Origin of the sequence: Klenkia marina (assembly GCF_900101025.1) — a bacterium.
Taxonomy (GTDB): Bacteria; Actinomycetota; Actinomycetes; order Mycobacteriales; family Geodermatophilaceae; genus Klenkia; species Klenkia marina.
The window spans coordinates 95,649-120,600 of record NZ_FMUH01000004.1 but is presented as its reverse complement, the minus strand read 5'-3'; the positions used below and the strand labels follow the sequence as shown (position 1 = coordinate 120,600).

At 76.5% G+C, this 24,952-nt stretch carries 21 protein-coding genes; 4 read left to right on the top strand and 17 right to left on the bottom strand.

Annotation, left to right across the window (positions count from 1 at the left end; translation table 11 throughout):
• Positions 1-49 precede the first annotated feature (49 nt).
• The 4 genes from BLP29_RS20675 to BLP29_RS13015 form a co-directional block, all read right to left on the bottom strand.
• Positions 50-274, bottom strand: coding sequence for a hypothetical protein (locus BLP29_RS20675; protein WP_133379155.1), 225 nt, complete (start codon positions 272-274; stop codon positions 50-52).
• Entirely contained in the window at positions 271-564 is a 294-nt protein-coding gene (locus tag BLP29_RS13025) for a WhiB family transcriptional regulator (protein WP_207798481.1), read from the bottom strand. The genes BLP29_RS20675 and BLP29_RS13025 overlap by 4 nt, the downstream gene beginning before the upstream one ends.
• A gap of 141 nt (positions 565-705) precedes the next feature.
• Entirely contained in the window at positions 706-963 is a 258-nt protein-coding gene (locus BLP29_RS13020) for a hypothetical protein (RefSeq protein ID WP_092805139.1), read from the bottom strand.
• Positions 964-1,116: 153 nt separating this feature from the next.
• Entirely contained in the window at positions 1,117-3,132 is a 2,016-nt protein-coding gene (locus tag BLP29_RS13015) for an ATP-dependent DNA helicase UvrD2 (protein ID WP_092805137.1), read from the bottom strand.
• A gap of 135 nt (positions 3,133-3,267) precedes the next feature.
• Between BLP29_RS13015 and BLP29_RS13010 the strand changes: the two genes are divergently transcribed.
• The 3 genes from BLP29_RS13010 (at position 3,268) to BLP29_RS13000 (ending at position 4,915) form a co-directional block, all read left to right on the top strand.
• Positions 3,268-3,528: a mycoredoxin gene (locus BLP29_RS13010; protein ID WP_092805135.1), complete on the top strand. Its 261-nt coding sequence runs from the start codon at positions 3,268-3,270 to the stop codon at positions 3,526-3,528.
• Positions 3,529-3,659: 131 nt separating this feature from the next.
• Entirely contained in the window at positions 3,660-4,274 is a 615-nt protein-coding gene (locus BLP29_RS13005; RefSeq protein ID WP_243469936.1) for an ANTAR domain-containing protein, read from the top strand.
• Positions 4,275-4,369: 95 nt separating this feature from the next.
• Positions 4,370-4,915, top strand: coding sequence for a nucleoside/nucleotide kinase family protein (locus BLP29_RS13000; RefSeq protein ID WP_243469935.1), 546 nt, complete (start codon positions 4,370-4,372; stop codon positions 4,913-4,915).
• On the opposite strand, the gene nudC is transcribed toward BLP29_RS13000, so the two are convergent.
• Genes nudC through BLP29_RS12970 form a run of 6 tightly spaced genes read right to left on the bottom strand, consistent with a single transcriptional unit; the run spans position 4,906 to position 12,659 of the window.
• Positions 4,906-5,907 carry an NAD(+) diphosphatase gene (nudC, locus tag BLP29_RS12995; protein WP_092805133.1) on the bottom strand — a complete coding sequence of 334 codons (1,002 nt, stop codon included), beginning with the start codon at positions 5,905-5,907 and terminating at the stop codon, positions 4,906-4,908. The genes BLP29_RS13000 and nudC overlap by 10 nt on opposite strands.
• Positions 5,904-7,250, bottom strand: coding sequence for a M16 family metallopeptidase (locus tag BLP29_RS12990; protein WP_092805131.1), 1,347 nt, complete (start codon positions 7,248-7,250; stop codon positions 5,904-5,906). The genes nudC and BLP29_RS12990 overlap by 4 nt, the downstream gene beginning before the upstream one ends.
• Entirely contained in the window at positions 7,247-8,557 is a 1,311-nt protein-coding gene (locus BLP29_RS12985; RefSeq protein WP_092805129.1) for a M16 family metallopeptidase, read from the bottom strand. Before BLP29_RS12985 ends, BLP29_RS12990 begins: the two co-directional genes overlap by 4 nt.
• A gap of 45 nt (positions 8,558-8,602) precedes the next feature.
• Complete coding sequence (locus BLP29_RS12980) at positions 8,603-9,466, bottom strand: DUF2510 domain-containing protein (RefSeq protein ID WP_092805604.1); 864 nt, start codon at positions 9,464-9,466, stop codon at positions 8,603-8,605.
• A 30-nt stretch (positions 9,467-9,496) separates the two neighbouring features.
• Positions 9,497-11,215 carry a serine/threonine-protein kinase gene (locus tag BLP29_RS21280; protein WP_092805127.1) on the bottom strand — a complete coding sequence of 573 codons (1,719 nt, stop codon included), beginning with the start codon at positions 11,213-11,215 and terminating at the stop codon, positions 9,497-9,499.
• Positions 11,216-11,228: 13 nt separating this feature from the next.
• Positions 11,229-12,659 carry a M20/M25/M40 family metallo-hydrolase gene (locus BLP29_RS12970; RefSeq protein ID WP_092805125.1) on the bottom strand — a complete coding sequence of 477 codons (1,431 nt, stop codon included), beginning with the start codon at positions 12,657-12,659 and terminating at the stop codon, positions 11,229-11,231.
• Positions 12,660-12,710: 51 nt separating this feature from the next.
• Here BLP29_RS12970 and BLP29_RS12965 point away from each other — a divergent pair, with 51 nt between their 5' ends.
• Entirely contained in the window at positions 12,711-13,544 is an 834-nt protein-coding gene (locus BLP29_RS12965) for an alpha/beta fold hydrolase (protein WP_092805123.1), read from the top strand.
• A gap of 111 nt (positions 13,545-13,655) precedes the next feature.
• Here BLP29_RS12965 and BLP29_RS12960 read toward each other — a convergent pair whose 3' ends face one another.
• The 7 genes from BLP29_RS12960 to BLP29_RS12930 form a co-directional block, all read right to left on the bottom strand.
• Positions 13,656-17,216 carry an ATP-dependent helicase gene (locus BLP29_RS12960; RefSeq protein WP_092805121.1) on the bottom strand — a complete coding sequence of 1,187 codons (3,561 nt, stop codon included), beginning with the start codon at positions 17,214-17,216 and terminating at the stop codon, positions 13,656-13,658.
• Complete coding sequence (locus BLP29_RS21805) at positions 17,213-20,410, bottom strand: ATP-dependent helicase (RefSeq protein WP_207798480.1); 3,198 nt, start codon at positions 20,408-20,410, stop codon at positions 17,213-17,215. The genes BLP29_RS12960 and BLP29_RS21805 overlap by 4 nt, the downstream gene beginning before the upstream one ends.
• 49 nt (positions 20,411-20,459) lie before the next feature.
• Positions 20,460-20,753 carry an MGMT family protein gene (locus BLP29_RS12950; protein ID WP_243469934.1) on the bottom strand — a complete coding sequence of 98 codons (294 nt, stop codon included), beginning with the start codon at positions 20,751-20,753 and terminating at the stop codon, positions 20,460-20,462.
• Positions 20,754-20,776: 23 nt separating this feature from the next.
• Complete coding sequence (locus BLP29_RS12945) at positions 20,777-21,841, bottom strand: hypothetical protein (RefSeq protein ID WP_092805117.1); 1,065 nt, start codon at positions 21,839-21,841, stop codon at positions 20,777-20,779.
• An 87-nt stretch (positions 21,842-21,928) separates the two neighbouring features.
• Positions 21,929-22,546: a maleylpyruvate isomerase N-terminal domain-containing protein gene (locus BLP29_RS12940; protein WP_092805115.1), complete on the bottom strand. Its 618-nt coding sequence runs from the start codon at positions 22,544-22,546 to the stop codon at positions 21,929-21,931.
• Positions 22,547-22,610: 64 nt separating this feature from the next.
• Positions 22,611-23,771: an adenylyltransferase/sulfurtransferase MoeZ gene (moeZ, locus tag BLP29_RS12935; protein WP_092805113.1), complete on the bottom strand. Its 1,161-nt coding sequence runs from the start codon at positions 23,769-23,771 to the stop codon at positions 22,611-22,613.
• 102 nt (positions 23,772-23,873) lie between these two features.
• Complete coding sequence (locus BLP29_RS12930) at positions 23,874-24,869, bottom strand: DUF3152 domain-containing protein (RefSeq protein ID WP_092805110.1); 996 nt, start codon at positions 24,867-24,869, stop codon at positions 23,874-23,876.
• Positions 24,870-24,952 lie beyond the last annotated feature (83 nt).

The following is a 24,952-nucleotide window of genomic DNA, read 5'->3' as shown; positions in this document are numbered from 1 at the left end:
CCGACGGCGACCGGGTACCCGGTCGTCGTCGGCCAGCGCATCGAGCGGCTCACCGGACGGCGGCGCTGGCGCGGGCGGCCCGGCGCGTGGCCCGCTCGGCCCGTCGGGCCCAGCGCCGCGCGGCGACGATCCGCCGGGCCCGGGCAGACGCGTCGGCGTCGGCCAGCAGGTCGGCCTGCCGGATGCGCGCCAGGGTCAACTCGTTGCGGTAGAGGTCCATCACTCCCCCTCTCGGGGTCTCGTGCTCGGTTCTCGGGTGGGTGGTGTCGCTCATGCGGCGACCTTGCGGGGGCGGCCCCGGGGACGCTTGCGGGCGATCACGACCCCGTGGTCGAAGATCTGCCCGCCCCAGACGCCCCACGGCTCGCCGCGGTCCAGTGCGCCGGCCAGGCAGGAGGCCTGCAGCGGGCAGGCCCCGCAGAACTCCTTGGCCTGCTCCAGCTGGGCCGGCGCCTCTGCGAACCACAGGTCGGCGTCCTGCGTGCGACAGGGCAGCGCCGTCCGCGGGGTCCGTTCGAGCTCGGCGCGCGGCAGGGACACCGGTCGCTCGATCGTGTGCTGCACGGTCGGTCCTCTCTCCTCGTCGTGCAACCGACGGCGGAGGGCCCGCCGACGGGTGGTCGGTGGGATCGACGGCACATGGAGAAGGCCGCGGATCCCGGTTCTGTCCGGGTTCCGCGGCCTCGAGGAGGACCGACCTGAGCGCTAGCTCAGGGGGTCTCTCGGGGGCAGGTCACCCGGGGTGTCGCTGTTCAGCTGGACGTCGCCGCCGATGGCGTCGACGGGCCGGACGGTCATGGGGACGCCGGCCGGGCGGAGCCGCAGTCCGGCGCCGACGGGCAGACCGGTGCCACGGAACGGAGCGGCGGTGTGCGCCACCGAGGCGCCCTCGACGGCTCGGCCGCACGCGACGAAGACCCCGACGCGGGACGGGGCCTTCGCGTAGATGGCGGTGCTGCCCAAGGTGACCCCTCCTTCCGGGGTTCGGGGACCGGCCGGTGGGCCGGTCCCGCGGTGCGGACGTGCTGCTCGTCCTCGTGCGCCGTGCTGGTGTGCTCCGTCACCGGAGCGCGTGCAGCAGAGGCTAGGGGACCCCTGCTGAGGCGGTCAACGCAATTAGACGGAGGAGTTCTCGTCGACGGCCGCCAGGACGTCGGCGCCGTACATCTCCAGCTTGCGGGCGCCGATGCCCGGGAGGGCCGACAGCTCGGTGAGCGAGGCCGGCCGGGACTCGGCGATGGCCTGGAGGGTGGCGTCGTTGAGCACCACGTAGGCCGGCACCGACGCGGCCGACGCGGTGGCCGCCCGCCAGGCGCGGAGCCGCTCGAACCGCTCGCCGGCCGCGCCGTCGAGCTGCACCTCCGCCCGCCGGGCCGGCGACCGACGAGCGCGGGCCCGTTGCTCGGCGGTGTCGGGGGCCAGGCCGTCGAGGAAGCGGCTGCGGGGGCGGGACCGCTTGCCGCCGGGTTGCCGGGACAGCGACCACGACAGGGTGAGCTGCTCGCGGGCGCGGGTGACCGCGACGTACAGCAGCCGCCGCTCCTCCTCGACCGCGGCGGGACGGGCCAGCGACTGCGCGATGGGGACGACGCCGTCGACCAGGCCGACCACGAACACCGCGTCCCACTCGAGGCCCTTGGCCGCGTGCATGGAGGCCAGGGTGACGCCCTGCACGGTGGGGGCGTGCTGGGCGTTGGCGCGCTCGGCCAGGTGGGCCACGAAGCCGGCCAGGGTGAGGTCGGGCTGCTCGGCGACCAGGTCGACGGCGAGGTCGACCAGCGCCGAGAGCGACTGCCACCGGTCCCGGGCCGCACCCCCGGGCGGCGGACGGTGCTCGACCCAGCCGACCGAGGCCAGGACGTCGCGCACGGCCGGCACCAGCGGACCGCCGTCGTCGCGCCCGGCGGCCGCGCCGCGCAGCAGCAGCACCGCCTCGCGCACCTCGGGCCGCTCGAAGAACCGTTCGCCGCCCTTGAGCACGTACGGCACGCCCAGGTCGGCGAGGGCGGACTCGTAGACCTGGGACTGGGCGTTGATCCGGAACAGCACGGCGATCTCGGCCGCCGGCAGGCCGGAGTCGACCAGCGCACGGCACATGGCGGCCACCGCGGCCGCCTCGGTGGGTTCGTCGGGGTGCTCGACGAACCGCGGCTCGGGACCGGCGGCCCGCTGGCCCAGCAGCCGCAGCCCGGGCAACCCGGTGCGCCGGGGGGCCATGCCGATGAGCCGGTTGGCCAGCCCGACCACCTCGGGGGTGGAGCGGTAGTCGCGCTCGAGCTTGACCACCTCGGCGTCGGGGTAGCGGTCGGCGAAGCCGAGCAGGTAGTCGGGGTCGGCGCCGGTGAAGGAGTAGATCGTCTGGTGCGGGTCGCCGACGACGCACAGCTCGGCCCGGCCGCCCAGCCAGGCGTCGAGCAGCCGCTGCTGGAGCGGGTTGACGTCCTGGTACTCGTCGACCACGAAGTGCCGGTACTGCCCGCGCACCTCCTGGGCGACGTCGCGGTGCTCCTCGAGGGCGTAGGCGGTGACCAGGAGAAGGTCCTCGAAGTCCAGCGCGCCCTCGCGCTGCTTGGCCTGCTCGTAGGAGGCGTAGACCGCGGCGACGGCAGCCGCCTCGAACGGTGCCTCGCGACCGGCGGCCCGGGCCCGGGCCGGGTACTCGTCGGGGGTGGCCAGGGTGGTCTTGGCCCACTCGATCTCGCCGGCGAGGTCGCGCAGGCTGGCCCGGTCGGTGGTCAACCGGTGCCGGGTGGCCGCCCCGGCCACCACCCGCAGCTTGTTCTCGACCAGCTCGGGCATCGGGCCGCCGAGCACGCGGGGGGCGAAGTACCGCAGTTGCCGCATGGCCGCCGCATGGAAGGTGCGGGCCTGCACACCCCCCACACCCAGCGCCGACAGGCGCCCGCGCAGCTCGCCCGCGGCCCGTGCGGTGAAGGTGACGGCCAGGACCTGCTCGGGCACGTACACCCCGGCGTGCACCCCGTAGGCGATGCGGTGGGTGATGGTGCGGGTCTTGCCCGTGCCGGCACCGGCGAGGATGCACACCGGGCCCCGGACGGCGGCCGCCGCGGCCCGCTGCTGCTCGTCGAGCCCGGCCAGCACCGCCTCCGCGCCCTGCACTCCCCCGGTCATCCCCCGAGTCTGGCAGCCGGGTCCGACAGTCCGGGGAGCAGTCCGGGGAAGCATCCCCGGACCGGCGGCGTTGGTCCTCCCGACGAGCCGGGGCCACCAGGTCACCGGCGCCACCCTCGACGGAGGTCCCACCGCATGAGCGCCCCCACCGCCCCCGTGACCATGTACACCACCAGCTGGTGCGGCTACTGCGTGCGCCTGAAGAAGCTCATGCAGCGCGAGGGCATCGAGTGGGCCGAGGTCAACATCGAGACCGACGAGGCCGCCGCCGACCTGGTCATGAAGGCCAACGGCGGGAACCAGACCGTGCCCACGCTGATCTTCGCCGACGGCACCGCGCTGACCAACCCCACCATCGAGCAGGTGAAGAGCCAGCTGGCCTCCTCCGGCGCGTGATCCCCCACCCACGGCCCTCGACGGTCCATGATCACGGTGGTGCTGGCTGCGGGGGGCCCGTACCGTCCCGGCCACCGTGGTCAGGAGGACCGAGGGAGGACAGGGCCGTGGATGGCGTCGCCGACACCCCCGTGAGCAGTCCGACGCCCGACGACGTCGTGCGCACCGGCACCGGTGAGGCAGCGTTCGTGATCACCCGCACCACCCGGGGGTGGGCGGTGCTGACGCCGGCCGGCACCGAGCAGGCCCCCGACCTGGTCGAGGCCATGAGCCTGGCCGACCTCATCGCCGAGGACCTCGGGGCCTCCCCCGAGCCCGGCCGCGACGTCCGCCGGGCCGCCCGGGGCCCCGCGGCCCCGGAGCCCGGTGCCGACGACCCCCGTGACCAGGAGCTCGCCGCACTGCGGCGCACCGTCGGTCAGCTCGAGCACGCCCTGGCCACCCGCGTCTCCACCGAGCGCGCGATCGGTGTCCTGGCCGCTGTGCACGCCACGACGCCGCGCGCGGCCTTCGAGCAGCTGCGGCGCGACGCCCGCGCCAGCGGTCGACCGGTGCACGACCTCGCGCGCGAGGTGCTCGACGGCCTGGTGTGCGCGCCCGCTGCCGTCACCCCGACCCCGGCGCCCGACGTGCCCCCGCCGGCCCCGGCGCCCTCGGTCGAGTCGGTCGCCGACGCCGACCGTCCGACCCGTCGCCGGGTCGAGCGCGGTCACCGTCGCCCGGCGCTGGTCGAGGGCGACCGCTGAGCGCTCCGCTCCCGCTGTCCCCGGACGCGCTGGCCGACCGGCTGGCGGCGCTGCTGGCCGCCACCCCACCCGAGGCGGGGGCGACGGCGGTGCGCGTGGCCCTCGACGGCCCCGACGTCGCCGCACCCGAGCGGCTGGCCGCGCAGGTCGCCGACCGGTTGCCGGCGCTGGGCCGGTCGACCCTCGTCGTCCCGGCCGTCGGGTTCCTGCGCCCGGCCTCGGTGCGCCTCGAGCACGGACGCACCGATCCCGACGCCCGCTACACCGACTGGCTCGACGTCGCGGGCCTGGGCCGCGAGGTGCTCGACCGGGTCGGCCCGGGTGGCCCGGGCGACGTGCTGCCGCAGCTGTGGGACGTCGAGCGGGACCGGGCCACCCGGGCTGCCCGGGTGCCGGCCGCCGCGGTCGTGCTGGTGCCCGGTGCGCTGCTGCAGGGCGTGGGGTTGGCCTTCGACGTCGTCGTCCACCTGCGGGTGAGCGGCCCCGCCCGGCGTCGGCGGTTCCCCGCGGAGCAGCAGTGGGAGCTGCCCGCGTTCGACCGCTACGACGACGAGGTCGACCCGGCGGCGCTGGCCGACCTCGTCGTGCTGGCCGACCACGCCGACCGCCCCGCCCTGGTCGTGCAGGGCCGCTACGCCTGAGGGTCCCCGGCCAGCCAGGTGTCGATGATGTGGCGGGCGATGGACACCGGCGGCGGCAGCGCGGCCGGGCCGGCGCCAGAGCGCAGCTCGTCGCGGCTGAACCAGCGCGCCTCCTCGATCTCGTCGTGGTCGACGTGCAGGTCCGTGCCCACCGCCCGGGCGGTGAAGCCCAGCATCAGCGACTGCGGGAACGGCCACGGCTGGCTCGAGACGTAGCGGACGTCGGTGACCTCCACGCCGACCTCCTCGGCGACCTCGCGGGCCACGGCGGCCTCGGCGCTCTCGCCCGGCTCGACGAACCCGGCCAGGATCGAGAACCGCCCCGGCGGCCAGACGGCCTGCCGGCCCAGCAGGACCCGGTCGCCGCCGTCGTGCACCAGCATGATCACGGCCGGGTCGGTGCGCGGGAAAACCTCCTGCCCGGTGGTGGGGTCGCGCTGGGTCCAACCCGACTTCTCGACGACGGTGGCCGCGCCGGTGTACGGGCTGAACCGGTTGCGCTCGTGCCACTCGACGATGCCCACGGCCTGGGCCAGCAGGCCGGCGTCGCGCGCACCGAGGTCGGACCCGACCTCGCGCAGGCCGCTCCACCCGTCGACCGGTGTGCCGCTGATGGTCAGCGAACGCTCACCGCGGACGACGGCGTAGGCGACGTCCTCGGCGTGCCCGAGGTAGATGCCACCGGCGGGGAACTCGACCCGCTCGTCCCACAGCAGCTCGGGGCCGGTGGCCGTCTCGCGCAGCGGGACCTGGCGCTGGGCGTCGATGGTGAGCACCCGCACCGGCCGGCCGCGGGCCGGGTCGTCGAGGGTCCGGTCGAGGTGGCCGCGGTCGTGGCCGACCCGGGACAGCACGGGGACGTCGTCCGTGGTGGGTCCGCTGTGCTCGGGCCAGACGGCGACGTCGACCGGCAGCTCGGACGGCGGCGGGTTGTCGGCCGGGCCGGATCCCCCCGGCGGGGCCGCGGCGGGGTCGACGGGCGGGACGCTCACCGCTCCACCGGGCCCAGGGCCGCCAGCTGGTCGCCGGCCTGCGCGGCGTCGCCGACCACGACGGTGGTGAGCCCCGCCGGGTGCAGCCAGCGCCGGGCCGCCGCGGTGACCTCGTCGAGGGTGACCGCGGCCAGCGCGGCCTGGTGGTCGGCCAGCCAGCCGGCCGGCAGCCCGGACCCCACGAGGGCGGACAGCGTGCTGGCCAGGCCGGCGTGCGTCGCCGTCGCCAGGGCCGTGCTGCCCAGCACGTAGCGACGCGCGGCGTCGAGCTCGGCCTCGGTGACCGGCAGCAGCGCGATGCGGCCCAGCTCGTAGACCGTCTCCAGCAGCGCCGGCCCGGTGACCTCGGTGGCGACGTCGGCCTCCACGAGGAACGAGGACCCGGCCTGCAGGTGGTCCACCGCGCTGCGCGGGCTGTACGTGTAGCCGCGGCGCTCGCGGATGTTCTCGACCAGCCGGGAGGAGAAGTAGCCCCCGTAGACCATGCTGGCCAGCCGCACGGCGGGCAACTCGGGGTCGCGGCGGCCCGGGGCGGGGCCGCCGATGCGGATGTTGGACTGCACGGCGCCGGGCCGGTCCACCAGCAGCAGGGGCCCGGGCGGGGCCGGGGTGAGCGGCGGGGCGTCGACGGCGGTGCCGGTCCCGGCCCAGCCCCCGAGCGCGGTGGCCACGGCGTCGGTCGCCGCGGCCGGGTCGACGTCCCCGACCAGCACCAGCGTGCTGCCGGCGGGCAGGACCCGCTCGCGGTGCAGCTTGCGCAGCGCGGCCGGGGTGGTGGCCGCGACCTGCTCGGGGTCGGGCAACCCGACGGCGTAGGGGTGGGCCCCGTAGCGCCGGGCGGCCAGCGCCGTGCGGGCGACCACGCCCGGCTGCGAGCGGGCGATGGCCACGCGCTCGGCGACGCGGGCCTTCTCCGCGGCGACCTGGGCGGCCGGGTAGGTGGGGCGACCGAGCAGCTCGGCCAGCACACCGAGGACGGCGGGCAGGCCGTCGGGCAGCATCGTGGTGGACAGCAGCAGGCGGTCGGGGTCGGCCGACACCGACAGCTCGGCGCCCTGGGCCTGCAGCAGCTGGGCGATCTGCACCTGGTCGTGCGCGGCGGTGCCCAGCAGCACGGCGCCGGTCAGCACCGACGTGCGGGCGACGTGCGCGGCCACGGTGCGGGCCGAGGCGGCAGCGAAGGGGATGCGCAGCCGCAGCTCGACCAGCGGCACCCCGGCGCGGGGCACGACCGCGACCTGCAGGCCGGTGTCGAGGGTGGTCAGGTGGACGTCGGGCACCGGCTGCGGGCGGGGCTCCCCCAGCGGCGGGACCAGCGCGAGGTCCAGGACGGGCGCGCTCATGCGGCACCTCCGGCGGTGTGCAGCTCGAGGACGGCGGCGGTGTCGGGCACGAGCCCGCGGGCGGCGTGCTGCACCGCCTCGGGGGTGACCGCGGCCAGCCGGGCGGCGAGCTCGCCGGCCAGCTCGGCGCGGCCGTGGATCAGCTCGGCGGAGGCGAAGCCGAGGGTGCGGCCGAGCACGGAGTCGGCGCCGCGCAGCAGCTGCGCGCTGGTGCGGGCCTGCACGCGGGCCAGCTCCTCGGCCGGGACGCCGTCCTGGGCGACCTTCTCGACCTCCTCGTGGACCGCGGCCAGCACCCGCTCGGGGGTGATCTCGGCGGGGTGGTGCACCTGGGTGGTCAGCGTGGTGGCGTCGCGCACGTCGAACGGGTCGCCGAACAGGCCGACGTAGGAGGACTGGGCGATGGCCAGGTGGTCGCGGTGCACCAGGCGGAGCTCGAGCCGCGAGGCGTCGCCCTCGCTGAGCAGCTCGCTCAGCAGCACCGTGCCGAGGTAGGTGTCGAGGTCGGCGACCGGGTCGGGCACCCGCCACGCGATGGCCAGCGCGGGGGCCGGGGCAAGCGGGTCGACCACGACGCCGTGGCGGGCGGTGGTCGGCGACGGCTCGCCGGTGTAGGGCGTGGGTGGCGCCGGCCGGTGCGGGACCTGGTCGAACCAGCGGCGGACCAGCTTCTCGGTCTCGGTGACGTCGAGGTCGCCGCCCAGGCACAGGACGGCGTTGGCCGGGGCGTAGTAGCGGTCGAAGAAGTCCTGGGCGTCGGCGACGGTGGAGGACTCGAGGTCGACGAAGGAGCCGTAGCCGTCGTGGGTGTTGGCGAAGGACTCGAAGGCGATCTGCGGCAGCTGCAACCAGGGGAAGGCGCCGTAGGGCCGGTTGAGCACGTTGACCCGGATCTCCTCCTTCACCACGTCGATCTGGTTGCGGAGGTTCTCCTCGGTGATCGCCGGGGCCGCCATGCGGTCGGCCTCGAGGAACAGGGCGCGCTCGAGGGCCTCGGCGGGCAGGGCCTCGAAGTAGTTCGTGTAGTCCTGGTGGGTGGAGCCGTTGAAGGTGCCGCCGGCAGCCTGCACCAGGCGGGCGTGCTCCATCTTCGGCACGTTGGCCGAGCCCTGGAACATGACGTGCTCGAAGAGGTGGGCGAACCCGGTGCGGCCCTCGGGCTCGGAGCGCATGCCGACGTCGTAGAAGACGCTGACCGCCACGACCGGCACGCTGCTGTCGGGGGCGAGGACCACCCGCAGCCCGTTGTCGAGGGTGAAGCGCTCCACCGGGTGCCGCAGGGTCAGATCAGCAGCAGGTGAGCTCACGTCCCGACCCTAGTCGCGCCGCGGCCGCCCGGCCCGGGCCGGGCGTCAGAGGACGTCGACGGCCTCCACGACGCGGTCGATCACGCCGTACAGCTCGGCGTGGGTGTTGGGGATCGACAGGTAGAGCAGCGCCGGGGCCGAGCGGCCGGTGTCGACGACCAGGAGCGCCGCCCGCTCACCGGTGGCGTCGTACCCGGGGTTGTCCCAGGACAGGACGAACTCCCGGATCCAGCCCGGGGCGCCGTCGACGGTGACCGCCTCGTCGCGCAGCACCTCGGCCTCGTTGGGCCCCGGGTAGTAGTTCGCCCGCACGCTCTCGGTCAAGGTGTCCACCGTGGCCTGCGCGCTGCCGGGACCGGTCCACCCGTAGCCCTCGGCGACGGGCCCGGAGGTGATCTGCGCGATGAACTCGCCGCCGTCGGGCACGGTGTCCTGGGTGACGAAGTACTGCCCGGCCACCGACGTGGTCTCCAGCGGGGGGCTGAGCACGTACTGGTACCAGCCGTCGCCGAGGAACGGGTAGGCGATCCCGGCCTGGTTGTCGACGATCTGCACGGTGCCCGGCGCGAAGGTGGGGCCGGTCGCGGTGGGCCCCGCCACGCCGGTGGGGCCGGGGTCGCCGGTGCGCCCACCGGAGGTGCCGAGGACGACGCCGACCACCAGGACGACGACGGCCGCGACCACCGCGCCCACGACCCACGGCACGCGGCTACGGGTGGCTGCAGGGCCGGCGGGCTGCCACACCGGCCGGGGCGGGCGCAGCGTCTGCTCACCGGTGCCGGTGGTGACGCCGGGCCCGGCCGGGGTGGCGACGTCGGACCAGCCGATGCCGTTCCACCAGCGCACCATGCCGGGTGCGCCGTCCGGGTCCGGGTACCAGCCCGGAGGTGCCGCACCGGGAGCGCTCATGTCGAGCACCCTAGGCCCAGGCGTGCCGGGTCAGAGGTCCTCGCGGTCAGCGGTGTCCCGCCACCAGGAGAGCAGGTCCGACAGCCCGTCCTGGCCGCCGCGGCCGGTGACCGAGGCGTAGCCGGACCGGTCGTCCCAGGTCCAGGTCAGCACGGGCGCACCGTCGGCGTCGACGCCGCAGGAGAGCCGACCGACCGGCTGGTCGTCGAAGTCCGCGAGGCGCACCCAGCCCTGGTCGCCGTCCGAGCTCGAGCAGGCGAACGCGTCGTCGCCGTCGAGCTGGCCGAGCCCGGCGGCGGCCACGGCGTCGTCGAACGCGGCCGCGGCCGACTCCGGGGAGTCGTACAGCTGGTAGGTCTGGCCGCTGGGGCCGTCGGGGGACGGGCTGACCCCGCAGTCCAGCCCGGTGAGGACGGCGTCCTCGGCTGCGGTGCGCGTGCAGTCGGCGGGGACGACGTCGGTCGGCAGCCCGACGGCCAGCAGGGCCTGCTGGGCGTCCAGCGCAGCGTCCTCGGCGTCACCGGCCCGGGCCGTGGCGATCGCGGCCCACACCCCCAGGGCAGCCGCCACCAGCGCGAGGACGACGGCCAGCACGAGCAGCCCGCGCCCCGACCGACGCCGCGGTGCCCGGACCCGGCCCTGGCCCTGGCCGGGCGCCCACGGGGGCGGGCCCGGCGGCGGCACGGGCCCGCGCACCGCGTCGCCGAGCGGCGCACCCTGCGGGGCGTGACCCGGGAGCAGAGCGGTCGGGTCGGTGCGCAGGGCCGTGCCGGCCCGACCGGGGTCCTCGCCCTGCAGGCCGACGGTGGTGGGCGCGGTGCCGTTCGGGCCGGGGGGGCGATCGCCGGGGCGGGGCACCTCGATGCCGTTCACCCCGAGCGCTGCGCGGGCCGCCGCGGCCATCCCGCCGGCCGACGTCCAGCGCTGAGCCGGGTCCTTGGCCAGGCCGCGCAGCACCACGCCGTCCAGGACCGCCAGGTCGACGCCGCCGGACCCGCCTGGTCGCACCTCGCTGGGCGGCCGGGGGGTGCTGTTCACGTGCGCGTACATCTGGCTCACCGCGTCGCCGGGCGGGAACGGGCGCTCGCCGGTGAGCGCCTCGTGGAGGACGCAGGCCAGGGAGTACACGTCGGTGGCCGGCGACAGCTGGCGTCCGTGGAAGCGCTCGGGCGCCATGTACTCGGTGCTGCCGATGGTCAGCCCGGTGCCGGTGAGGGCGGGGCCGGTCTCGTCGCCGACCGGGCGGGCGATGCCGAAGTCGACCAGGTAGGCGAAGTCGTCCCCGACCACGGAGCCGGCGAGGTCGCCGCCGTCGGCGCGGGCGACCAGCAGCACGTTGGAGGGCTTGACGTCGCGGTGCACCAGGCCGTCGGCGTGGGCGGCGTCCAGCGCGCGGGCCACCTGGCCGACGATGTCGACCGCGCGGGCCGGGTGCAGCGGGCCGGTGCGGCGCAGCAGCGACCCGAGGTCCTCGCCCTCGACCAGCCGCATGTCCAGGAACAGCCGACCGTCGATCTCCCCGTAGCGGTGGATGGGCACCACGTGCGGCTCGCGCAGCCGGGCCACCACCCGGGCCTCGCGGCGGAACCGTTCGCGGTAGGACTCGTCGCCGGCCCACTGCGGGTGGAGCACCTTGAGCGCCACCTCGCGCTCGTGCTCGGCGTCCAGGGCACGCACCACCTCACCCATGCCACCGGACCCGAGCAGGCCCAGCACCCGGTAGGGGCCGAACTGGTCGCCCTCGCGCATCGTCGTCGTCCCCTCAGCGGGCCGGAGCGAGGGCGGCGAGCTCGCGCCACAGGTGCGCCGCCGCCTCGGCACCGCGGTGCAGCATCGGCAAGAGCACCCGCTCGTTGGGCGCGTGGATGCGGTCGGTGGGCAGGCCCACCCCGAGGAAGAGCAGCGGGGCGTCGAGGACCGCCACCAGGTCGGCCTCGGGGCCGCTGCCGCCCTCGCGGGTGAACAGCACCTCGTCGGCGGGGCGGTCGAAGGCCCGCCCGATGGCGGTGAGCAGCGCGGCCATGGCCGGGTGGTCGAGGTCGCTGGCGCAGGGGCTCACGCCGCCCTCGGGCACGTGCACGTCGGCCTCGATGCCGGCGGGCAGGTGGTCGGCGACCCACGCACGCAGCTGGTCGCCGAGGTCGGCCGGCACCTGGTCGGCCACCAGCCGGAAGGTGATCTTGGCGTGCGCCTCGGCCGGGACGATGGTCTTGTGCCCCGGTCCGGTGTAGCCGCCCCACATGCCGTTGACCTCGGCGGTGGGGCGGGCACCGATGCGCTCGAGCGTGCTGAACCCGGCCTCGCCGGCGGTCGCTCGCGACGCTGCGGGGCCGGCCAGCCAGGCCGCCTCGTCGAAGGGCACGCGGCCCATGAGCTCGCGCTCGCGGTCCGACAGCGGCCGCACCATGTCGTAGAACCCGGGCAGCGTGACCCGTCCCTGCTCGTCGTGCAGCGCGGCCAGCAGCGACGCCATGGCGTGGAGCGGGTTCGGGACCGCGCCGCCGAACGACCCGGAGTGCAGGTCGACGCCGGGGCCGCGCAGGGTGATCTCGGCGTCGGCCAGCCCGCGCATCGCGGTGACCGCGCTGGGCACGTCGGGGGCGGCCATGCCGGTGTCGCTGACCACCACGACGTCGCAGCCCAGCCGGTCGCGGCGCTCGTCGAGCAGGGCGCGGAAGTGCGGGGAGCCGGACTCCTCCTCGCCCTCGACCAGCAGCTTGACGGTCACCGCGGGGGTGTCACGGCCGGTGGCGGCCAGGTGGGCGCGCAGGCCCAGCAGGTGGAACGCCACGTTGCCCTTGTCGTCGATGGCACCGCGGGCGTGCAGCTCGGGGCCGCGGTCGGTCTCGACGACGGTGGGCTCGAACGGCGGGTGGGTCCAGGCGTCCTCGGGGGTCACCGGCTGCACATCGTGATGGCCGTAGACCAGCGCGACGGGGGCGTCGGCCTCGGCCGCCGGCCACTCGGCGTAGACCGCCGGCGCACCCGGGGTCTCCCACACCTCGACGACGGGGAAACCGACCCCGCGCAGCGCCCCGGCCAGCCACTCGGCACTGGCCCGCACGTCGGCGGCGTGCGCGGGGTCGGCGGAGATCGACGGGATGCGCAGCCAGGCGTCCAGGTCGGCGTGCAGGTCGTCGAGGTGGGCGCGGACGAACGTGCGCTCGGGGTTGCTGCTGGGGTCGCTGCTCACGCAGGCGACCGTAACGCGCCGCTCGTCGCGGGCCCCGCTACCTTCGCGGGCATGGGTGCTGGGCAGCTGCAGGTGGACGTCGGCGACCTCGTGTTCGACGTGCGGACCGACGGCCCGGAGGACGGTCGCCCCGTGCTGCTGCTGCACGGGTTCCCGCAGACGTCGCTGTCGTGGTCGGCGGTGACCCCGCTGCTGGCCGAGGCCGGGCTGCGCACCTACGCCCCCGACCAGCTGGGCTACTCCCCCGGCGCCCGGCCCGGGGAGACCGACGCCTACGCCCTCCCGGCGCTGGCCGCGGTGACCGCCGACCTGATGACCGCGCTGGACCTGACGACCGCCGACGTCGTGGGCCACGACTGGGGTGCCAACGTCGCGTGGGCGCTGGCCGGGTGGCACCCCGACCGCGTGCGCACCCTCACCGCGGTGTCGGTGCCGCACCCGACCGCCTACACCCTCGCCTACCGCGCCGACCCGGAGCAGAAGGAGCGCTCGGCCTACATCAAGCTGTTCTGGCAGCGCGACAAGGCCGAGCGCGTGCTGCTCGAGGACGACGCCCGCCGGCTGCGACGGATCCTCGGCGACGTGCCGCCCGAGGCGATCGACACCTACGTGGCGCACCTGTCGGCGCCGGGGGCGCTCACCGCGGCGCTGGACTGGTACCGGGCGATGAGCTCCTCCACCCCGGTCGACCCGGTCGGCGTGCCGACCACCTACGTGTGGAGCGACGAGGACATGGCCGTGGGCCGGACGGCCGCCGAGGCCTGCGCCGACCAGGTCACCGCCGACTACCGCTTCGTCGAGCTGCCCGGGGTCTCGCACTGGATCCCGGAGAAGGCGCCGCAGGAGCTCGCCGCAGCGATCCTGGACCGGGTCGCCACGGGCTGACCTGCCCCACCCCCGGCGGGGCCCACCACCCCGTCGCGCCGGGGCCGCGACCGCCCGGGCGTCGGGCCGGGGCCGATGAGCTGCCGGGGGTCGCCGGCCACCCCGGTTCGGTCACCGCGCACCGTCCCCGGGCCCGTCGGTGACCAGGGCGAGCAGGCCCGCCTCGTCGAGCAGGTCGGCGGGGCGGAGCGTGACCCCGGCCAGCACGTGGTGGAACCCGGCGCTGACCCGGTCGACAGGCACCCCGGCCAACCGGGACCACCCCAGCCGGTAGGCGGCCAGCTGCACCGCGGCGGCGGAGAGCTCGGCGGCGCCGGGGACCGGGCCGGTCTTCCAGTCGATGACCTCGTACCCCCCGTCGGCGTCGGCGTAGACGGCGTCGATGCGCCCGCGCAGCGTCAGCGGCCCCAGCGGCGTCTCGAACGGGGCCTCCACCTCCACCGGCTGGCGGTCGGCCCACTCCCCCGCCAGGAACGCCGCCTGCAGCGCGGCGAGGGCCTCGTCGGGGGCGGCGTCGGCGTCGCCGGAACCGGGCAGCTCGTCGAGGTCGATGAGCCGGGTGGTGCCGAACCGCTGCTCGAGCCACAGGTGGAACGCGGTGCCCCGCCGGGCCAACGGGGCAGGCGCGGCGGGCATGGGTCGCCGGAGCCGGCGGGCCAGCCCGGCCGGGTCGCGCCGGAGGGCCACCAGGGCCGAGACCGACAGGTGCCCGGGCAGCACCACCTCGGTGGCGCTGCGGCCGGACTCGGCACGTTCGCGCAGCAGCAGCTGGGCGTCGCGCACCCAGTCGGTGACCAGCGGGTCGTCGGCGGCGCCGAGGCCCGGCTCGCCCAGGGGGTGCGGCGCGGTGCCGGCCACGAGCTCGGCCGCGGCGGTGAGGGCGCGCCGCCGGCCGGCCGACAGCGGGTCGGCCGGCCAGACGCCCACGGGCCACTCGGCCAGCGCCGGGTTGGTGTCGCCGTCGGCCGGCGGGTCGGCCCAGTGGTCGACCGCACCGCGCACGGAACCGCCGTCGACCACCTCGCGGACGGCGAGCAGCAGGGACGAGGGGCCGGTGGGCTTGACCCCGTCGCGCCACCAGCTGCCCGAGCACAGGAGCAGGTGCCGGGCCCGGGTCACCGCCACGTAGCCCAGGCGGACCTCCTCGGCGGTGCCGAACGCCTTCCACTCGGCGACGTAGTCGGCGAGCGCGTCACGGACCGCGGCCTGGTCGCCGGAGCCCGGCACGGGCAGCCGCAGCGCGGGGAGGTCGTCGCGGTCGGTGAGCCGCAGCTCGGCCGGCACCGCACCGGGGTCGTTGATCCAGGAGTCGGAGGTGTCGGTGCGGCTGGGGAACTGGCCGACGGTGAGGCCGGGGACGGCGACGACGTCCCACTCGAGACCCTTGGCCGAGTGCCCGGTGAGCAGCTGCACCGCGTCGGGGTTGACCGCGACCTCGCCGGGCTCCAGGCCGCGCTCGCGGACCTCGGCGTCGGACAGGTAGCCCAGGAACGCCGGCAGCGACGGCAGCTCGGCCAGGTCGGCGAACTCGGCCGCCACCGCGTGCAGGGCGTCGAGGTGCACCCGGGCCCCGCCCGGGCTGGCGTCGGGATGGCTGGCCAGCTCGGTCTCCAGCCCCAGGGTGCGCACCACCTCGTCGACCAGGTCGGGCAGCGGGGCGCCGAGCCGGCCGCGGAGGGCGCCGAGCTCGGCGCCGAGGCGGCGCAGCCGCCGGTAGCCGTCGGCCGAGTACCCCACCGGTGCCCCCAGGTCGTCGAGGGCCTCGACGATGCTGCCGCGCTCGGTGGGCAGCGCCGGGGCCGTCGTGGGGTCGGGGGCCGGACCGGCGACCGCCCCGCCGCCGGTGCCTGCGTCCCCGTCCGGGGCGGGTCGCCGGTCGCGGACCAGGACCCGCGCGCGGGCCTCCAGGGCGGCGAGGTCTCGGGGCCCGATGCGCCAGCGGGCCCCGGTGAGCAGGCGCCCGAGGGCGTCGCCGGCGGTCGGGTCGACCAGCACGGTGAGGGTGGCGACCACGTCGATCACCTCGGGCACGTCGAGCAGCCCACCCAGTCCGACGACCTCGACGGGGAGGCCGCGCTCGCGCAGCGCTGCGGCGATGCCCGGCAGCTGGGCGCGGCGACGGGCCAGGACGGCCACGGTCGGGCGCCGGCGCGGGCCCCCCTCCGCGCCGTCCACCTGCGGCCCGGTCGCGGACGGATCGGCGCCCCCCGGGCCGGCACCCTGCGAACGGGCCTCCCCCGCACCGGCCTCGCCGGGGCCGGTCCCGCCCGGGCCGGTCCCGCCCGGGCCGGTCCCGCCCGGGCCGGCGTCGCCCGGGCCGGCGTCGCCCGGGCCGGCGTCGCCGGGACCGTGCCACTCGGCGGCCAGCCGGTCGGCCAGGGCCGCGGTCTCCTCGGCCACCGTCGCGTACAGGCCCACCCGCACCTCGCCCGGCCCGGCCGTGGGCGCGGCCGTGAGGTCGGGCAGCGGGTCGGCGCGGACGGGCTGGGGCAGCTCGGCCGCGACCCGGTTGGCCACGGCCAGGACGGCGTCGTCGTTGCGCCAGCTGGTGGACAGCGTCAGCCGCTCGGCCGGCCGGCCCGGCGCGCCGGGGAAGGTGCGGGAGAACCTCTCGATGGTGCCGGCCGAGGCCCCCCGCCAGCCGTAGATGGACTGGCGCGGGTCGCCGACGGCCAGCACCGGGTGGTGGGCCGCGCCGCCGAACAGCGCCTCGAGCATGCGCAGCTGCCCGACCGAGGTGTCCTGGTACTCGTCGAGCAGCACCACCCGCCAGCGGGCGCGCTCGCGGCGGCCCACCTCGGGGGACCCGGTCGCCGCGCGGGCGGCTGCGGCCACCTGGTCGGCGTAGTCGATGGCCCCGGCGGCCCGCTTGCGCGCCTCGAAGGCCTCCACCATGGGCAGCAGCGCGACCCGGGCCCGCTGGCGGGCGAGCATCTTGAGCACGTCGGCGTAGGGCCCCTTGGTGCGGCCGGTGACCGGGTAGGCGTGAACCTGGGCCTGGAGCCGGGCGGTCCAGGACCGCAACCGGTCGGGGGTGATGTCGTGCTCGCCCAGCTCGGCCGCCAGCTGCAGGACGTCCTCGGTGGTGGTGACCAGACCGAGGGCCACGTCGCTCATGTCACCGGTGTGCGCGGCGACGGCCGTGGCCGCCTGACCCCAGCACATGGCCGGACCGAGTACGCCGGCGCCGGGCTCGACGCCGATGCGCAGCCCGTGCTCGGCGACGATGCCCGCCGCGTAGCCGTGGTAGGTCGCGACCGTGGGCTGCGCGATCTCCAGCCGCTCGCGCAGCTGCGGCTCGGTGTCGGGGTGGGTGGCCAGCGCCCCCAGGCGCAGCCGGATGCGGGCGCCGAGCTCGCTGGCGGCCTTGCGGGTGAAGGTGAGCCCCAGCACCGCCTCGGGGGCCACCAGCTGGTTGGCCACCAGCCAGGCCACCCGGGCGGCCATCGTCTCGGTCTTGCCCGACCCGGCACCGGCGACCACCACCATGGGGCGGTCGACCGGCGCCTGCACGACCTGCGCCTGCTCGGCCGACGGGGCGTAGGACAGCCCGCAGCGCCGAGCCACCTCGGCCGGGTCGAGCAGCTCGGGGACCGCGGCGGCCCGGGGCTCGACGAACCCGGGGAGGTCGAAGGTCAGCTGCCCCTCGGGCGGGGTGCCGTGCCGGCTCACCGGGTCACCTGCCGGCCCGACTCCTGCACCGGGCAGCTGCGCCGGAAGGCGCACCGCTCGCAGTCGGTGTCGGTACGGGCCAGGAAGCTGCCCGCCCCCATGCCCTCGCCGACCTCGGCGACCAGCTCGCCGGCCCAGGTGCCGCGCGCCGGGACGTCGGGTGGCAGCGGCGGTTGCACGTGCTCCTTCGCCGCCTTCTGGCTGCCGCCGACCTGCAGCAGCGCCGCCCCGCCGGGCACGGTGCCGTGCTCGGCGAAGGCGCCCTCGGCGACGGCGACCTGGTAGGCCGCCAGCTGGCCGTGCTCGGCGACGGCGCGCGGGGCGGTCTTGCCGGTCTTGAGGTCGACCACCACCAGCCGGCCGGCGTCGTCGCGCTCGAGCCGGTCGACCTGACCACGCAGCCGGGCACGGCCGACGACGACGTCGAAGTCGTGCTCGGCGGCCACCAGCTCGCGGTCGGCACGCGCGTGCCAGGCGAGGAACTTGGCCAGCATCTCCTGGGCGCGGTCCCGCTGGCGCTGGTCGAACCACCCCGGGCCCAGGTCGAGCTGGTCGAGCTCGGCCGCGAGCACCTCGGGGGCGCGATCGGCGGGCAACCCCTCGGCCACCTGCTGGGCGACGTCGTGCACCGCCGACCCGACGGTGCGGGTGGTCTCGGGCGAGGCCTCCGCGCCGACGGCACCCAGCACCCACCGCAGGGGGCACCGCTGGAAGGTGTCCACCGCCGAGGGCCGCACGCGGACCACGGCGCCGGGGTCGACGAGCGGGGCGTCGTCGGACAGCGGCGCGAGCCCCCACCACGACGCCGGGTCGGCACCGGGGACCCGTTCCTCGGCCAGGCGGCGCAGCACCGCGGCAGCGCTGCGCCGCCGGCCGGCAGGGGTGTGCGGGTCGGTGAGCGCGCGGCGCAGCTCGGCGACGAGTGCGGGCAGGGTCAGCGCCCGCGGGAGCGGGGTGTGCGGGCGGCCGCCGTCGGCGCCTGCGTCGTCGGGGCGGGGCGGGGCGACCAGGTCGAGGAACCGGGAGGCGTTGGCCCCGACGTCGCCGCCCTCCAGGCCGCCGTCGACGGCGGTCACCACCAGCCGTCGCCGCGCCCGGGTGACCGCCACGTAGAACAGGCGGCGCTCCTCGGCCAGGGCCAGCGTGCGGCGGTCGACGTCGGTGACGTCGGTGCCGGCCGCGACCTCGACGAGGTCCTCGGCACCGAGCAGGCTGGCACGGGTGCGCAGATCGGGCCAGACGCCCTCCTGCACCCCCACGACGCACACGAGGTCCCACTCCAGGCCCTTGGACGCGTGCGCGGTGAGCAACCGCACCGTCTGGCCCTCGGGAGCGCGGGCGGCACCCCCGTCGCCGGGCAGCTCCTGGGCGCCGAAGTGGTCGACGAAGTCGGCCACCTGGGCGCCGGGCAGGCGGTCGACGAACCGGGCCGCGGCGTCGAACAGGGCGACGACGGCGTCGAGGTCGCGGTCGGCCACGGCCCCGGGCGGGCCACCGGCGGCGCTGAGGGCCGCCCACACCGGCGCCAGCCCGCTGGCCTGCCACATGGCCCACAGCACGTCCTCGGCCGACCCCTCGCGCAGCAGGGCGACCCGTCCGGCGGCCAGCACCCCCGCCACGCGGACCGCCGCGCGGGCCACCGGCGGGGGGACGGCGTCGAGCAGCGTGGCGTCGGCCAGCAGGTCGGCCAGGGGGGTGCCGCGCTCGGCCGGGTCCACGCCGCGGGCCACCAGGGCGCGGCGGGTCGCCCGGCGCAGCCGGCGGAGGTCGAGCACGGTGGCCCCGCCCAGCGGCGAGGCCAGCAGGGCCTCGGCGCCGGGCTCGGTGAGCCCGGCCGGAGCGGGCCCACCGGCGGGCAGCAACGAGCGCAGCGCCGCCAGCAGCGGTTCGACGGCGGGCTGCTGGGCCAGCGCGAGGTCGTCTGCGGACACCGCCACCGGCACCCCGGCCTGGGCCAGGGCCCGGCGCACGGGGGCCAAGGCGCTCGAGGTGCGCACGACCACGGCCATCGACGACCACGGGAGGCCGTCGAGCAGGTGGGCCCGGCGCAGGGTGTCGGCGACGTGCGCCGCCTCGACCGCGGGCGTGTCGAACACGTGCACCTCGGCGTGCCCCGGCGCACCATCGACCCCGGGGACCAGCTGCCGGTGCTCCCACGGGCCCGGCAGGCCGGCGGCCACCCGCCGACTGACCTCGAGCAGCGTGGCCCCCGACCGGCGGCACACCCCCAGCGACACCCGCTGGGCCGGTCGGCCGTCGCGGTGCCGGAAGCGGTCGGTGAACTCCGCGATGCCCCGGGGCTCGGACCCGCGGAAGGCGTAGATGGCCTGGTCGGGGTCGCCGACGACCACGAGGTCGCGGCCGGCCCCGGACAGCAGGTGCAGCAGCTCGACCTGGGCCGGGTCGGTGTCCTGGTACTCGTCGACGAACAGCCAGCTCGACCGGAGCTGCTCCTGCCGCAGCAGGGCGTCGTCGGCCCGTAGCTCGTCGATCGCGGCCCGGACCAGCTCGGCCGGGTCGTACCCGCTGCCCGACCCCTGGAACGCGGTCTCCAGGCCGGTGACGTCGTCGTACTGCCGGGCGAACCGGGCCGCAGCCACCCAGTGGGGGCGGTCGAGGGCGTGCCCCAGCTCGGCCAGCCGCCCGGGGTCGACCCCCCGCTCGGTGGCCCGCAGCAGCAGCTCGCGCAGCTCGCGCCGGAACCCGGCGGTGCGCAGCGCGGGCTCGAGGTCGGTGGGCCACGCGACGCCGTCGTCCTCGGCGTCGCCGGCCAGCAGCCGGCCCACCGTGAGGTCCTGCTCGGCGGAGGTGAGCAGCCGGGGCGGCGGGTCGCCGCGCAGCGCCGCGGCCCGGTGGAGCACCCCGAACGCGTAGGAGTGGAAGGTGCGGGCGACCGGCTCGCGGATGGTGCGGCCGACGCGCGCCGCGATGCGGGTGCGCAGCTCAGCGGCGGCCTTGCGGCTGAAGGTGAGCACCAGGATGCGCTCGGGGCCCACCCCCGCCTCGATGCGCCGGGCGACCGCCTCGACGACCGTGGTGGTCTTGCCCGTGCCGGGGCCGGCGAGCACGAGCAACGGGCCACCGGTGTGGTCGACGACGACCTGCTGGGTGGGGTCGAGCTCGGGGCGCGCCACGCTGCTCGGCGGCGGGACGACGAGCCGGTAGGCCGGTGCAGCGGTGCCCGTGGTCGTCATGGCCGCGATGACACCACGAAGGTCCGACAGGACCGGGCGGGGCGTGGGGTCAGCCGGACCAGCGGACGGCGTCGAGGTCCACCCGCTGGCCCCGGACCGGGACGCCCTCGGCCGCCAGCAGGGCCAGCTGACGGGCCCGCACCGGTTCGGCCGCCGTGCCGTCGGCGCGGACCACGCGGAACCAGGGCACCGCGGCGCCCCCCTGCGAGAGCGCCCGGGCGACCCGCCGGGGACCGACCCCGACGAGCCGCCCGACGTCGCCGTAGGTCGTGACGCGACCGGCCGGGACGCGCTCGACGACGTCGAACACCGCCTCGTCCACGTCCTCGGCCGGTCGGGTCACGGGTCGCCCCCCGGTGCGGTCGCTCAGTTGTAGTTGCTGTTGGCCTGCCACCACGTGTACAGGCTGGCGACGTCGGCCTGCGTGGTGCCGGTGGCCACGGCGATGCCCTCGATCGTGTACTGGTCGTCGGTCCATACGACCACGACCGTGCCGTTGGTGTTGATGCCGCACCCGACCATGCCGGTCTGGCTGCGGTCGTCGGTCGCCCAGGGGAAGTAGCCGACCGCGGTCGTGCAGTCCTGGTCGCCCGTGAGCTCGGTGAGACCGGCACCGGTCACGTCGGTCTGGAACACCGAGTCCATCGTGGACTGGTCCGGGTACTCGTAGAACGTGGCGCCCTGGGGACCGGGCTGCGTCAGCGCCGCACCGCACTCGGCGGCGTTGGTGGAGCCGTCGTCGCTCGGGGTCGCGGGCTCGCAGTCGGTGAAGTCGCTGGGCAGCGTGGCCAGGAACTCCTCCTCCTCGTCGGAGCCGGAGGAGGACGAGGTCGAGGACGCCGACGACGAGGACTCCGACGAGGACTCCGAGGACGACGACGTCGTGGCGGTCGTGGAGGTGGCCGTCGGGGTGGTCACGACGTCGTCGGAGTCGTCGCCACCGAGGGTGAGGAACAGGGTGACCCCGACCGCGATGGCGACCACGAGGGCGGCCACCGCACCGATGATCAGGCCCTTGTTGTTCCCGCCGGGAGCCGGCGGCTGACCGCCGAAGGGACCCCCCGGCCCACCCGGACCGCCGGGACCCCCGGGGCCGGACGGCCCACCGGGGCCTCCGAAGCCGGGCTGGCCGTACGGCGCCCCGCCGGGCGAACCGGGCTGACCGTAGGGCGCCCCGCCGGGCTGGCCGGGCTGGCCGTAGCCGGGCTGGCCGAACTGCTGGGTCGGCGGCGGGCCCTGCTGCCCGGGGCCCTGCTGACCGAACCCGGGCTGGCCCGGCTGGCCGAACTGCTGGGTGGGCTGCTGGGCGCCCCACCCGCCGGAGGACCCGCCCTGCTGGCCGAACGCCTCGGTCGGCGGCTCGCCCCCGGGCTGCTGGCCGAACGGCGGCTGCCCGCCGTGCTGCGGGTTGCCGTAGGGCGGCTGACTCATCGGGGACCTCCAGCTGGTGCGGACCGTACCGACCCGGATCGTAGGGCCACGGGTCGTCCCGGGCCGGTCGAACCGGTCACGAGATGATCACGCTCGCCGTCCGTACACGGCGAGCAGGCCGGACCGCGGATCGGTGCCGACCGCCGGGGACGGGGCGCCGGCCGGACCGGCGCCGTCGGGATCCGCGGAAGGCACGGGGAGACCGGGCACCCCGGGGCGCACGGGGTGGCGTCGGGCGTGCTCCCAGGCCGCCTCGACCAGGTCGGCATCGCCCACCGGGTCCGAACCGGTCGCCCGCGCCAGGTCCCAGGAGTGCACCAGCAGCTGGACGACGAGGTCCATGAGGTGCACCGCGGCGGGTACCCGCTGCTGGGCCCCGCCCGCGACCGGCACGGGCACGTCGAGGTCCCGCGGCACCGCCCACACGGTCAGCGCGCCGTCGGCGGCGGCCTCCCACGAGCCGAGCGGGTCGCCGGCGAGCAGGTCCTCGGTCCCCGTCGGCATCGCGGCCGGGACCGGGTCGTCGTCGACCAGCAGGGGCTCGTGCAGCTGGCCGGCGACGAGGTGCGCGACGAGGTCGGCCACGGTCCACCCGGGCAGGACGACGGCGTCCCACTGCTGCGGCTCGACGGCGTCGACAGCATCGGTGACCTGGGCTTGCGCCCGCTGGAAGAGCTCGAGCAACAGCACCTGCCGGGGATCCACCTGCTCAGTCAAACGCACCGGCCCCCCACCCGTGGGGGCGAGGGGCCGGTGCGCGGGACCTGCGTCAGTAGGTCGGGAGGGCCTTGTCGATGCGCGTCGCCCAGGCGGTGACGCCGCCCTGCACGTGGACGGCGTCGGAGAAGCCCGCCGCCTTGACCGCGGCCAGCGCCTCGGCCGAGCGCACGCCGGTCTTGCAGTGCAGCACGATCGGCTTGTCCTGCGGCAGGGTCGACAGGGCGCGGCCGGAGAGGATCTCGTCCTTGGGCACCAGGCGCGCACCGGGGATCGAGACGATCTCGTACTCGTTGGGCTCGCGGACGTCGATCAGCTCGAAGTCCTTGCCGGCGTCCATCATGTCCTTGAGCTCGTCGACGGTGATCGTCGAGCCGGCCGCGGCAGCCTGCGCCTCGTCGGACACGACGCCGCAGAACGCCTCGTAGTCGATGAGCCCGGTGATGGGCTCGGCCTCGGGGTCCTTGCGCACCTTAATCGTGCGGAAGGTCATCTCCAGGGCGTCGTAGACCATCAGCCGGCCCAGCAGCGAGTCACCGATGCCGGTGATCAGCTTGACCGCCTCGGTGGCCTGGATGGCGCCGATGGTCGCGCAGAGCACACCGAGCACGCCGCCCTCGGCGCACGAGGGCACCATCCCCGGCGGCGGGGGCACGGGGTAGAGGTCGCGGTAGTTCGGGCCGTGCTCGGCCCAGAACACCGACACCTGGCCGTCGAAGCGGTAGATCGAGCCCCAGACGTAGGGCTTGCCCAGCAGCACGCAGGCGTCGTTGACCAGGTAGCGGGTGGCGAAGTTGTCGGTGCCGTCGACGATCAGGTCGTACTGGCTGAAGATCTCCTCGACGTTCGAGGAGTCCAGCCGGGTCTCGTGCAGCCGGACGTCGACCAGCGGGTTGATCTCCTTGACGGAGTCGCGCGCGCTCTCGGCCTTGGAGCGGCCCACGTCGGAGGCACCGTGGATGATCTGGCGCTGCAGGTTGGACTCGTCGACGACGTCGAACTCGACGATGCCCAGCGTGCCGACCCCGGCGGCGGCCAGGTACATCAGCACGGGCGAGCCCAGCCCACCGGCGCCGACGGCGAGCACCTTGGCGTTCTTCAGCCGCTTCTGCCCGTCCATCCCGACGTCGGGGATGATCAGGTGGCGGCTGTAGCGGCGGACCTCGTCGATCGAGAGGTCGGCGGCGGGCTCCACCAGGGGTGGCAACGACACGTCGGGGCTCCTTGCGTGCGGGGTCTGGCAGCTGGGGACGGCGTCCTCACGAGCCCCAACAGCCTGCCAGCCGCCCCTCTTCCCGCTGCTGCGGGTGGGTGCTCAGGGGTAGGGCCAGGCGTTCTTCGCGCACCCCTGCAGGCCGAGGGTCTGCTGCTGCATGACCGGCGCGAGCTCACCGGGACCGGGGCAGGGCTGGTGCCCGTTGCCCAGGGCGTGACCGACCTCGTGGTTGACCACGTACTGCCGGTAGGTGGCGATGTCGCCGGCGTAGTCGGGGACGGCGGTCTCCCACCGGGCCAGGTTGATCACCGCGCGCTCGCCGTAGCGGCAGGAGGTGTACCCGCCGGTGCCGACGCCGGGGCAGTAGGTCTCCATGCTGCCGGGGCTGATCAGGCTGACCCGGAAGTCGTAGTCCCCGGCGGCGGCCTCGGCGGCCCCGACGCGCTGGAAGCTCATCGCGCCGTCGTGGCCCCAGGACCGCGGGTCCCCGAGGGTGGCCTCGACCGCTGCGGCGAAGGCGGGGCCGTCCATCCCGATGCCGTCCTCGACCTCCACGACGAAGCGGCGCAGCGGGCCGGTGCCGTACACCGCCGAGCTGCCGTCGACGACGCCGACGGTGCCCGCTCCGAGCTCGACGTAGCTGGCCGCGCCGGTGGTCGGGGCGAGGCCGGTGGGGTCGGCGTCGCCCTGGGCCACCGCCGGGTCGGTGGGCAGCACCGCAGCGTCGGGGGCCTCGGGGGCGGGGTCGGTCGCCGGGGCCGTGGTCACGGCCGTCGCGGCGCTGGTGGAGCGGGCCTGCCCGGTCCCGGTGACCGCGACGTCGACCAGGGCCAGGACGGTGAGGACGGCGAGCACCGGCAGTGCGTAGGCCCGCCACCCCCAGCGTGCGGCGAACCGGGTGGCCCAGCCGCCACGCACGCCGCCCGCCCGCCCGTGCCCGGGCGAACGGCTCGACCGGCGGCCGACCGGGTCGCGACGGGCGACCAGCGGACCCGCGGTGGTGCGCAGGCCCGTGCCGGGCAGCGGCCGCGGCAGCGGGTCCGGGGCCGGGGGGAAGTGGCTGCGGGACCGGCCGCGCGGCCGGGGGCCGACCAACGGTGGCCGCGGGACCGGGGGGAGCCCCGGTCGGGGGTCCGGCGCACGGCCGGGTCCAGGACCCTGGCCGTCCGACGCGCCGA